At 55.6% G+C, this 10,994-nt stretch carries 10 protein-coding genes; 4 read left to right on the top strand and 6 right to left on the bottom strand.

The annotated features are described in order from the left end of the window. Positions 1–52: 52 nt before the first annotated feature. Positions 53–460, bottom strand: coding sequence for a hypothetical protein (locus NTD81_RS01185; protein ID WP_262178579.1), 408 nt, complete (start codon positions 458–460; stop codon positions 53–55). 1,491 nt (positions 461–1,951) lie between these two features. Here NTD81_RS01185 and NTD81_RS01180 point away from each other — a divergent pair. Continuing rightward, positions 1,952–2,425: a hypothetical protein gene (locus NTD81_RS01180; RefSeq protein ID WP_262178576.1), complete on the top strand. Its 474-nt coding sequence runs from the start codon at positions 1,952–1,954 to the stop codon at positions 2,423–2,425. Positions 2,426–2,964: 539 nt separating this feature from the next. Here the strand turns inward: NTD81_RS01180 and NTD81_RS01175 are convergent. The 5 genes from NTD81_RS01175 to NTD81_RS01155 form a co-directional block, all read right to left on the bottom strand. Further along, positions 2,965–3,858 carry a DMT family transporter gene (locus tag NTD81_RS01175; RefSeq protein WP_262178573.1) on the bottom strand — a complete coding sequence of 298 codons (894 nt, stop codon included), beginning with the start codon at positions 3,856–3,858 and terminating at the stop codon, positions 2,965–2,967. An 81-nt stretch (positions 3,859–3,939) separates the two neighbouring features. After that, the gene (locus tag NTD81_RS01170) at positions 3,940–4,266 is read right to left on the bottom strand and encodes a YnfA family protein (protein ID WP_262178571.1); all 327 of its coding nucleotides are present in this window, start codon (positions 4,264–4,266) and stop codon (positions 3,940–3,942) included. Between the two features lie 176 nt (positions 4,267–4,442). After that, positions 4,443–5,129 (bottom strand): arsenical resistance protein ArsH, encoded by a 687-nt coding sequence (arsH, locus tag NTD81_RS01165; protein ID WP_262178569.1) that lies wholly within the window; start codon positions 5,127–5,129, stop codon positions 4,443–4,445. 8 nt (positions 5,130–5,137) lie between these two features. Next, positions 5,138–5,608, bottom strand: coding sequence for an arsenate reductase ArsC (locus NTD81_RS01160; protein WP_262178567.1), 471 nt, complete (start codon positions 5,606–5,608; stop codon positions 5,138–5,140). A 15-nt stretch (positions 5,609–5,623) separates the two neighbouring features. Then, positions 5,624–5,968 (bottom strand): metalloregulator ArsR/SmtB family transcription factor, encoded by a 345-nt coding sequence (locus tag NTD81_RS01155; protein WP_262178638.1) that lies wholly within the window; start codon positions 5,966–5,968, stop codon positions 5,624–5,626. Positions 5,969–6,082: 114 nt separating this feature from the next. On the opposite strand from NTD81_RS01155, the gene arsB reads away from it, so the two are divergent. The 3 genes from arsB (at position 6,083) to NTD81_RS01140 (ending at position 10,971) form a co-directional block, all read left to right on the top strand. Further along, on the top strand, positions 6,083–7,162 hold the full coding sequence (arsB, locus tag NTD81_RS01150; protein WP_262178565.1) for an ACR3 family arsenite efflux transporter: 1,080 nt from the start codon (positions 6,083–6,085) through the stop codon (positions 7,160–7,162). Between the two features lie 136 nt (positions 7,163–7,298). Next, positions 7,299–8,186, top strand: coding sequence for a helix-turn-helix domain-containing protein (locus tag NTD81_RS01145; protein WP_262178563.1), 888 nt, complete (start codon positions 7,299–7,301; stop codon positions 8,184–8,186). A gap of 154 nt (positions 8,187–8,340) precedes the next feature. Continuing rightward, complete coding sequence (locus NTD81_RS01140) at positions 8,341–10,971, top strand: DEAD/DEAH box helicase (RefSeq protein ID WP_262178561.1); 2,631 nt, start codon at positions 8,341–8,343, stop codon at positions 10,969–10,971. Positions 10,972–10,994: the final 23 nt, after the last annotated feature.

The raw sequence follows: 10,994 nt of genomic DNA, 5'->3' as shown, positions 1-10,994 counted from the left end.
TATCAGGCGAAAAAACCAATATCTATCAGATACAACAGCCTAATTGCTCGTTTTATTTACGCTCAAAAAACACTGCAGTAGCATTAGGCACAATTGGAAATCCAGCCATAAAATTAGAGTAAAACCTAACCTCAAGCATATTAGGAAAACCTGGTGCATTCAGATCAATACGTAAGCAATTTGGATATTTCGGGTCCTTATTAAAGTAAGAGCAACCCTTGATGGACGCCATGCTATCTAGCCCCAAATACATATTCTGCTCATCAATATATTGTTTCGACTGGGTAGTCAACGGATATCTAAAACCGCCCCCTTGATCAAATATCATATTAAATACAAAAGTCACACCAACCTGCCAATCATGCATCAGTGCTTCTTCACTAAACTCCACATAAACTGTGCTCATATCAACCCAAGTTACATTCTTCACATAACCGGCACAATTGTTAGCTACTTCCATATTTCACCCATTTATTTTGGACAATAAAAAACCGCCTTACGGCGGTTTGCTTAGGTTCCAAGGGTGTGGCCATGCGCTTAAACACAGGGCAGCCGCCAACTATTAAAGCTGGAGGCTATTCATTTCTATTTAAGCACGGACAAAGACTCTTGGAGAACTCACAACTAAGTGAGATTAGGTATGTGGTTTACAATAGAACCAACCACTGCAGCTGAAATATTCCATAGCATGCCCGGACAGTCAAGCTATTTAATCCGCAATCTCTTGTCATGTCCGGCCAGATAAAACTCCCCCGCACACAACATCTGCTCGGCCGCTGTTTTACCGATGGCAAACTCCTCAGCCAAGCACCTAATAGACAGCCCTCTTAGATTCTTCTCAATATATAAACTCACTGCGCTTTTTGCTGAATCACATACAACAGGATTTTTCTTAAACTCCACTATCAATTGCCTAACTTACTCCGCCTCATAATCACTGATGGTACAGCGTGTATGCAGCCTGGTCTTAGCCGAGCTTTTATTATTTTCACTTATCAGCCGATGCAGACAATTGGTTCGTAAATCATCCGGCTGATGACCGCCCTGCATAAGAGAGGTCTGAGTATATATTCCGTATTGCCTAACCCACTCGCCGAGAGAATGCTTTGACCAATCCATTGACACTCCATAACACACGTATATCTATTGATTTTTAGCCTGATCAACTAACAACCGGCCAAAGCCCTGCCAGCCCACTTGAGTGAGAAAGGCCCCAGCACACAATAAATTTGCCTACGCAGACCTGTGCCCCGCCATAAGAGCAAGCTTGCGCCCCCTCTCCATTGCCCAGATGCACGAGGCTACCGCTTAGCAAACCGCTAAGCAGGGCTTCACAAGAGCGGACAGAGAGCGATGGCAAGTCCAGCCTAGAGCGGGCAATCGCTGAAAAAAATCGGACGTGTCCAATAAGCGCAGAACGCGGATGCCAATACTCAACCTTTCGCCGCCCACCCCGGCAGAAACGGCCATGCCGACGGGCAAACACAGTAAAGGAGATGTTGGCAAAGATTCGCGACGCCGAAGAAGGCAGCAAAAAACGCTATGCAGGGCTTGTGCAACGGCCTAATTGCCGTGTGCGGGGGATGATTTTTGGGGCATTAATTGGGGTTTAGGGTGTTCTAAGCACACGGCCACTTGCTCATGCGCAGACATCTTGCCAACAGCTCACGCCCGGCCACACCTCAAACGGCTAATCCAGGTTACGGAACTATTTCACAAAGGCTGCGACGGGACTGCCATTCCCCATACATTTAAGGTAAAAGCCTGTCCATATACATATCAGCTCAAAAAATTCAGTGCTATTTTTCAACTGAATAACCGCAGAGTAATAAGGTCTCGCCACCTACAAAAAACCCAGAAGTCAGTACTAACAATATATCCGCACTAACGCTGACCAACGAACCCAACTCTAAACAAAAATAAAACCTTAAATTTCTGGAGCAAAAAAAACATGATATTTACCGCATCAGATAAATACATCCGTAGCCAAAAAAGAAAATCAAAATTCTCTTTACTAGCGGTTATCGCATTAGTCGTAGCGCTTTCAGCAATGCTAATAAGCAGCGAAAGCCTCACACAAAAATCAATAGCAGCACTTACATTACTCCTACTAATCAGGCACTTGATAAGAGCATACAAAACCTTAAAAACTCATACTTCATCCTACCTAACTGTAGAGATTTCTGAGCCAGCAGAGAGAATTGAAATATCAAACCAGGGCACTGTCATCAGCATACCGCTATCAGATATTGAACACTTGAGAATACAGCGTACCAAAGGCAATATTAAATCTCTTTTACTTACCACTAAATCCTTCGCCAACGTACGCTTTGAAGGATATGAAAACTTATCGCTAATGGCCGATCTTCTTAAAAAATATACGCCAGAAGGCAAAGTCAAAACATCCACTTGGTATCACAGATAAATAACTGATAAAACACCAGCCAGCGTCCCCAAACCAAATATTTAGCGCAAAATTGTAAGCCTGCAGCGCCTAAAAAACCCTCAATACGGATACCCAAGGATTACGCCGCCAGGCAGCTAATCCAGGCTACGTCACTGATGGGGCTTTGGCGATGTTCGCACAATCGTGGACAATCCAAGGTTTTTAAAACCGCTAATGACGCAACAGTGGATCAGCCTTCGGCCGCATGTTCGTACAGCAAAAACCTGGAAATCCACAACGACTAAGAACACCACCAATTGCCCCTTCAGGAAGGGGCTCGGAATTACCGTGGAAGAGGATGCCGCGAAAGCAGCGATGGACCATCTACGGCCTTTCGCTGAGGGCCTCTGGAGCAGTGATTCCGGACACGAGCCCGCAGCGCAGGACCGGATGCTGGGGCAAACGGTTTTGGATATTTTTTCCAAGAAAAAAGTAGCTCGCCCGTTAAGGGTGAAACCCTTTCTAAAGTCGATCTATTGTGCAGGCAACAACACATCCCTACTTAAACCAACCGCACCTCACGCCACCTCCAACTCAACCTTCGGCTTAGGCTTCCTAAACACCAACACATTGCCCAGCATCACCAGGGCCAAACCTACCAGCGCCACCGCCGTCCACTGATAGCCTTCAACAAACACCGAGATATTCAGCGCCACCAGTGGGAATAACACAGTGCAGTAAGCCGCACGCTCCGGGCCCATGCGCCCGACCAAAGTCAGGTACGCGGTAAAGCCGATCACTGAGCCGGGGATAGCGAGGTATAGCAGGCTGCCCACATAGCGCGTGCTCCACTCAAAATCGAACGGTGTACCTGTCACTAAGCACAGTGCGACCAACATCAAGGTGCCGTAAAGCATGCTCCAGGCGTTGGTGGTCAGCGGTTTAAAACCGGCTTTTTGCTGCATGCTGGAGAGCATATTGCCGAACGAGAAAGACAGGGTGCCGAGCATGGCCAGGCCGATGCCCCACAGGCTTTCTTGGCTGGTTTGGTGGCCGGCCAGTTCAGGCCAGAACAAAAAACCCAAACCCAATAAGCCACAGAGCCCGCCAAGCAGCACATTGGCCGTGGCTTTTTGCTTGAAGAACAGCCACGCGTTCAGCGAATTCCATAGCGTGGCCATGGAGAAGATCACCGCGACTAACCCGCTGGGGATAAAGCGGCTGGCGTTGTAGAAGCAGATAAAGTTGAAGCAGAACAAACATAAGCCCTGCAATAAGCAGAAGGTTTGTCCACGCCGATCCAAACGCTGCAGGCGCCCGCTCAACAGCAAAAAAGCGAACAACACCAGTGCGGCCAAGCCAAAGCGATAGGCAATCGAGGCCGTCACGGCCACCTCGCCCAACTGCATCTTCAAGGCAATCCAGGTGGAGCCCCAGATCAATACGGTTAACACATACAACGCAATACTCATCACAACCTCCTTATCACCACCAGCAGCCTGCCAGAGCTAAGTGGAATAAGGGGTGCGTAATCTTGCGCTTTTAAGCGCCGCTTAGGCGCCGCGCGGGGCGAACATAATGATTGCCATGCCAACTAAAGCGACGCCGGCACCGACTAGATCCCAAGAGGTGGGGCGAATGCCGTCGACCAACCACAGCCAGACAATTGCCATGGCCACATAGACGCCGCCATAGGCCGCGTATACCCGCCCGGCAGCGGTGGGATGCAAGGTCAGCAGCCAAGCGAACAGCATCAAGGACAAGGCCGCCGGCACCAGCAGCCAGATGCTTTTGCCTTGCTTTAACCAGAGATAAGGCAAGTAGCAGCCGAGAATTTCTGCCAGCGCGGTCAACGCGTACAGACCCAGAGTGTTGAGCATGGTGACCTCAGAGAAAAACCAATCAGCCGCGACACTACCCAGTGTTAGTCGCGCTGTCAGCTACTAGCGGGGGCTCATAAAGACTTGTGCGCAGGGCTCACAGTCGAATCACTCAACGCTGGATGAGCACTGCGCAGCGGTTTTCAACGACGCACCAATACTTCCCGGACATCGATCTAGATCGAGCGCTGATTGACCCGTTTAGACAGTGCCTCAGCCGACTCTTTACGCTCGGAGTAACGGTTGACCAGTTCCGGATGGTCGCGCAGCAGCAAGGTAAAACGCACCAGCTCCTCCATCACATCCACCACACGGTCGAAATAAGCCGAGGGCAGCATGCGCCCCGCCTCATCGAACTCATTAAAGGCCTTGGCCACCGAGGACTGATTGGGGATGGTGAACATGCGCATCCAGCGCCCCAGCACTCGCATCTGATTGAGCGCATTAAACGACTGCGAGCCGCCACACACCTGCATCAGCGCTAGGGTTTTGCCCTGGGTCGGACGGATCGCGCCCATGCTGAGAGGGATCCAGTCGATCTGGGTTTTAAACACCCCAGTCATGGCGCCGTGGCGCTCCGGCGAACACCAGACCATGCCCTCACTCCACAGCACCAAGTCGCGCAGTTCCTGGACCTTGGGATGATCCTCCGGCGCATCATCGGCCAGAGGCAAACCGCTGGGGTTGAAGATCCGCGTGTGCGCGCCGAAGGCGTTAAGCAAACGCGCGGCCTCCTCCGTAAGCAAACGGCTATAGGATCGCTCGCGGGTGGAGCCATACAGCAGAAGGAAGCGTGGCTTGCGCTCGGCGGGCTGCGCGACAGAGAACAACTGCGGATCGACCTGGGGTAAATCACTCAGCATAACGGCTCCTAAAGTTCGCCAATTTGCGCCAGCACGGCTTGCTGCTGGTCGCGGCTTAAGGTCCAAGGCTGGGCGGCCAACCAAGCATCCAGACGCTTGCGGATATGCGCTACGCAGTCAGCGAAGGCCTGAGCCACTTGTTCGGCATCGCCCTGCACCGCCGAAGGATCAACCAACCCCCAATGGGCCTTCAGCGCTGGGCCGAAATACACCGGGCACGGCTCGCCGGCGGCTTTGTCGCAAACGCTGATCACCACATCCGGATTGAGCGCCACGTGCGCCTCATTGCCCTTGCTGGATAAGCCCGCAGTCGCAACGCCGGCGGCCTGCAAAGTCGCCAATGCTTGTTGATTGAGTTGGCCACTGGGGAAACTGCCGGCGCTATAAGCGCGCTGACCTTCCGGGGCAATATGGTTAAACAGCGCCTCGGACAAAATGCTGCGGCAGCTGTTGGCGGTGCAGATAAATAAAATCTTCATGACGACATCCTTGTACTAATCACAGGCGGTTTTGCGCTCAGGCCGACGCATCTCACGCAGGGCCTGGCAGTTGTCTTTGATCCAGGCCTCATTAGCCTCCAGGGTGATTTGCAAAATGCCCTGGACCCATGCAGCCAACTGCGGGTGCAGGCGGTAATACACCCACTGGCCTTGGCGGCGATCCAGCAGCAAACCGCAAGCACGCAGTTGCGCCAGATGGCGGGAGATTTTCGGTTGGCTGTCATCCAGCGCGGCCATCAGCTCACACACGCATAGCTCGCCTTCGGCAGCGATCAGCAAGGCGATGCGCAGACGGGTTTCGTCAGCCAAACATTTAAATAACGCTGTGGGATCAGGCAGCTCAGACACAGACACCTCAGGGGATAAAAATACGATTTGGCGAATATACAGATATCCATATATATTGCCAACCACATATCTATACACCGCCCAATCAGCCTCCCCTGGTGCCCCATGGACGACTTCTCGCAAGCAAATGCCCCACAACCCACTGCGCCTTTAGGCTTCTTTGAACGTTATCTGAGCCTTTGGGTGCTGCTGTGCATCGTGCTCGGCACCCTACTCGGCCTCTATGCCCCTAGCACCGCCCAAGCCATCGGCAAGGTACAGATCGCCCAGGTCAACTTGCCCGTGGGAGTGCTGATCTGGCTGATGATTATTCCCATGCTGATGAAGATCGACTTCAACGCCCTGCATGAGGTGTATGAACAACGCGCCGGCATGGCCGTGACGCTGGCGATCAACTGGCTGATCAAACCCTTCACCATGGCCCTATTGGCCTGGCTGTGTGTGCGCCACTTATTCGCTGACTGGTTGCCCACGGAGCAAATCGACAGTTACGTGGCCGGGCTGATCTTGCTCGGCGCGGCGCCCTGTACCGCAATGGTGTTTGTGTGGAGCAACCTGTGCCAAGGCAACGCCAACTTCACCATCAGCCAGGTGGCGATTAATGATCTGGTGATGGTGTTTGCCTTTGCCCCGATTGTCGCTTTGCTCCTCGGTGTGTCGGCGATTAGCGTGCCATGGGCGACCCTGCTGCTGTCGGTGCTGATGTACATCGTCATTCCGCTGCTGATTGCCCAATGGCTGCGCGCCCGCTTGCTGCGCCAAGGGGCAAACGCTTTGCCAGCGGCGCTGCGCCGTTTGGGGCCGTTGTCGATCAGCGCGCTGCTGGCGACGCTGCTGTTGCTGTTTGCCTTTCAAGGTCAACAGATCGTCGCCCAGCCCCTGGTAATCGCCATCCTGGCGGTGCCGATTCTGCTGCAAACCCTGTTGATCGCGGCCCTGGGCTATGGCCTGTGCCGCCAACTACGAGTACGCCATGACATTGCCGGGCCAGCCGCAATGATCGGCGCCTCGAACTTTTTTGAGCTGGCCGTGGCAGTGGCGATTGCCCTGTATGGCTTTAACTCAGGCGCGGCACTGGCCACGGTAGTGGGTGTGTTGATCGAGGTGCCGGTAATGCTTTGGCTGGTCGCAGGCATCAACCGCAGCAAGGCCTGGTATGAGGCAGGACTTAAGCGCAGCGCCTAAGCGCGAAGCATTGCCAGTGCGAACGGCGAGTATTGCCGCCCGCACTGGCCGGGTGGATTGCATAATCTTGCGCTTTTTTAACCGCGCTACTGCTGCCGCGCCAAGACTGGCGTAGCATGGCCCCACGGAGGGAGCTATGGCGCAGTTCAACGAGTTGCAGGTATTTCAGAGCATGCAGGGCTCGGCCAACGCGCGCCTGGAGCAGTCGGCCAGCCTGACTGAAGGCATGGCAGCGGCGATCTGGAACAATCACCACGATCATCGTGACTACTTAAGCCCGACTCACCACACCCTCAGTTGCTACCTCGAGGGCGGCAGGGACACCTTTCGCCGTGACCAGCCGCAGCAAACCGGCGCCCCCAATAAGCTCTGCGTCTTACCGGCTGGCCATCAGTCAAGCTGGGTGATTGGAAATTCGCTGCGCCTGATCCACCTCTATGTCAGCCCAGCACAACTGGCTCTGACCGGGGTGCAGTTACTGGATCGCGACCTGCGCGAATTTGATCTGCACGAAGGCATCTTTATTGATGATCCGCAGCAGGCCCAGCGCTTTCGCCTGCTTAGCCAACTGGATTGGCAAGAGCCCAGCCAACGCCTGCTGCTGACCAGCCTGAGCCATGAGCTGTTGTGCCACAGCCTGTTGCAACACAACCGGCGCAAAGCTTGCCTGCAGTTGCGCGGCGGCTTGGCCGCCCACCAACGCCGTCGTGTGCAGGAATATATCGACGCGCATCTCGACAGCCCCCTAAGTCTCGATGACCTCGCTCAGCTCTGCGCCCTCTCGCCCTATCACTTCGCGCGGATGTTCCAACGCAGTTGCGGCCTGCCACCGCATCGCTATGTGTTAGCGCGGCGCCTGGCCAAGGCGCGGCAACTGTTGGCCCAGCCACACCTAAGCATTGCGCAAGTGGCATTGGACTGTGGCTTTGCCAGCAGCAGTCATTTGCACCAGCGTTTTCGTCAGGCGTTCGCCGCCACGCCTGGGCAATATCGTAATGCCATGGGTTTAGGGCAACGTAGCTGAACCTAGGCTGGTATTAAGAAAAAATTCGCCACTGCCCGCTGTGCGGTCGGCCGATATCCTGCAAATCCCCGCCTGCCTATGCAAGAATCACCGGCTGTGTTTCAGAAAAGCGCTTTATGGCAGATTTCATGCTTTTACTTTTTCGGTGCCACTGATGGCGCTCGATATCCGGCAACTGCGTCAGGAAGATTGGCGCGGCGAATTTGGTGATGGTGATTTTACCCGGGGCCAGGGCTATGCCACCCAAGCACGCAGCCGTTTGCTCAGCCTGCGCGACACCACCTTGCTTGCCACCTGCCGAGGCAATGAGCGCAGCGCCTACCAACAACGCATCACCCTGCATCCCTATGGCCGTGGCTGGGGCGTAACCGGCAATTGCAGTTGCCCGGTCGGATTTAACTGCAAACACGTGGCCAGCGCTCTGCTGACCCTGCAAGCGCAACAGGAGCAAGGCGTGGATATGTCGACGCTGATCAGCGAACCCAATACCCCGCCCGAAGAACGCCTGGAACACCTCAAGCCCAGCCCGGTGCTGAGTCTGGGCAGCTTGGTCCGCGTCCACTTTGATGCCCGCAAAGGCCGCATGCAGGAGCAAACCCAACACCGCGCGGCGCTGGCTTTCGACTACCAAGGTCACTACGCCAGTGGCAAACAGGGCAAGGACTTAGTCATTCGCCAAGGCGCCGGCTACCTGCGCATCGTCCGCGACCTCAGCGCCGAAACGCAGTTGCGTAAACGCCTAGAGCAAACCGGGTTGCAAGTGGCCCTGCGGCAAAGCGATGCGCTGCCGGAAAGCGCGGGTGAAGCGTATGAACATCACGGCGAAGCCTCGTGGCTGAGCTTTATCCGCGAGCACTTGCCCAAGCTGCGCGAGGAAGGCTGGCAGATCCATATGCAGCCGGACTTCCAATACAACCTGGCGCAAGTCGATGACTGGTACGCCGAGGTTGAGGAAGACCCCGAGCAAAGCTGGTTTGATCTGGAGTTGGGGATTGAGGTCGAAGGCCAACGCATCAGCCTGCTGCCAATTCTGCTGCAAGCAATCCGCCGCACACCGTGGCTGCTCAATGGCGAAGCGTTAAGCAAACGCCAGGACGATGAACTGCTGCTGGTCAACCTGCCGCACAGCCAAAAGCGCGTGGCCCTGCCCCTGGCCCGACTCAAACCGCTACTGGCCACTTTGGGTGATCTGTTTGTCCGCGAGTCCGGCGAAACCACTCAGCGCCTGCGCCTGTCGCGCCTCGACGCCAGCCAACTGACGCAACTGCAACAAGGCCCAGCCCTGCACTGGCAAGGCGGCGCGCAGCTGCGTGAGTTCGCGCAAAAACTGCAAGAACTGGATGGCGCCAGCCTGCCGCCACCGCAAGGTTTGCAGGCACAACTGCGCACCTATCAGCAACAAGGTTTGGCCTGGATGCAGGGTCTGGCGCAACTCAAAGTCGGCGGTCTGCTGGCCGATGACATGGGCCTGGGCAAGACCCTGCAGACCCTCGGTCATATCCTCTGTGAATACAACGCCGGGCGCTTGGATCGACCCGCGCTGATCGTGATGCCGACCAGCTTGATTCCCAACTGGCAGGACGAAGCCGCACGCTTTACCCCGCAGCTCAAAGTGCTGGCCCTGCACGGGCCGAAACGCCGCAGCCTGTTTAAGCTGATCCCTGAGCAGCACATCATCCTCACCACCTATGCGTTGCTGCCGCGCGACCTTAAAGCCCTAGGCGCCCATCGCTATCGCTTGCTGATTTTGGATGAAGCGCAAAACATCAAAAACCCGCGCAGCAAGGCCGCCTCCGCCGCCGGTCAGTTGCTGGCTGATCAGCGCCTGTGCCTGACGGGAACGCCGCTGGAAAATAACCTGGGCGAGCTGTGGTCGCTGTTTAACTTCCTGATGCCCGGCTGGCTCGGCGACAGCAAAAGTTTTAACCGCGACTACCGCACGCCCATTGAGAAGAACGCCAACGAGCAGCGTCTGGCCCACCTCAATGGCCGCCTTAAGCCGTTTATCCTGCGCCGCACCAAGGAGCAGGTGGCCACTGAATTGCCGCCAAAAACCGAGATCACCCACTGGGTCGAACTCACCGCCGCCCAGCGCGATCGCTATGAAACCCTGCGCTTGGCCATGGACCAGAAAGTCCGCGCCGAAATTGCCCGCCAAGGGTTGGCCCGCAGCCAGATCGTCATCCTCGAAGCCCTGTTGCGCCTGCGCCAAGCCTGTTGCGACCTGCGCCTGCTGGAGCCGGATAACGCGCAACTGAACATGCTCGACTCCGGCAAGTTAAGCGCGCTGATGGAGATGCTCGAATCGATGTTCAGCCAGGGCCGCCGCGTCCTGCTGTTCTCCCAGTTCACCAGCATGCTGGCGTTGATTGAGGCCGAGTTACAGGCACGCCGTATCGACTACGCTAAACTCACCGGCAGCACCCAAGACCGCCGCACGCCCGTGGCGCAGTTCCAGGCCGGCGAGTTACCGATCTTCCTGATCAGCCTCAAAGCCGGTGGCGCTGGGCTCAACCTCACCGCCGCCGATACGGTGATCCACTTCGACCCCTGGTGGAACCCCGCCGCCGAAGCCCAGGCCAGCGACCGCGCCTACCGCATCGGTCAGGACAAACCGGTGTTCGTCTACAAGCTGATCGCCCGCGGCAGTGTTGAGGAGAAAATCCAACAATTGCAGCAAGCCAAGGCCAACCTGGCCAAAGGCGTGCTGTCCGGCGGCAGCCAAAGCCAATTGGCACTCAGCGAAGAAGACCTGCAGGCGCTGTTTGCGCCACTGGCCGACTAGCCCCGCCTGACGCAGCAACCGTC

Source organism: Pseudomonas sp. 5P_3.1_Bac2, from assembly GCF_025465995.1.
In the GTDB taxonomy this organism is placed as follows: domain Bacteria; phylum Pseudomonadota; class Gammaproteobacteria; order Pseudomonadales; family Pseudomonadaceae; genus Aquipseudomonas.
This window is presented reverse-complemented; position numbering and strand designations above follow the sequence as displayed.

Coding starts and splice junctions, on each gene's coding strand:
- NTD81_RS01180 (WP_262178576.1), top strand. CDS start 1,952: ATGATATTTACCGCATCAGATAAATACATCCGTAGCCAAAAAAGAAAA.
- NTD81_RS01170 (WP_262178571.1), bottom strand. CDS start 4,266: ATGCTCAACACTCTGGGTCTGTACGCGTTGACCGCGCTGGCAGAAATT.
- NTD81_RS01140 (WP_262178561.1), top strand. CDS start 8,341: ATGGCGCTCGATATCCGGCAACTGCGTCAGGAAGATTGGCGCGGCGAA.
- NTD81_RS01185 (WP_262178579.1), bottom strand. CDS start 460: ATGGAAGTAGCTAACAATTGTGCCGGTTATGTGAAGAATGTAACTTGG.
- NTD81_RS01145 (WP_262178563.1), top strand. CDS start 7,299: ATGGCGCAGTTCAACGAGTTGCAGGTATTTCAGAGCATGCAGGGCTCG.
- arsH (WP_262178569.1), bottom strand. CDS start 5,129: ATGCTGAGTGATTTACCCCAGGTCGATCCGCAGTTGTTCTCTGTCGCG.
- NTD81_RS01160 (WP_262178567.1), bottom strand. CDS start 5,608: ATGAAGATTTTATTTATCTGCACCGCCAACAGCTGCCGCAGCATTTTG.
- arsB (WP_262178565.1), top strand. CDS start 6,083: ATGGACGACTTCTCGCAAGCAAATGCCCCACAACCCACTGCGCCTTTA.
- NTD81_RS01175 (WP_262178573.1), bottom strand. CDS start 3,858: ATGAGTATTGCGTTGTATGTGTTAACCGTATTGATCTGGGGCTCCACC.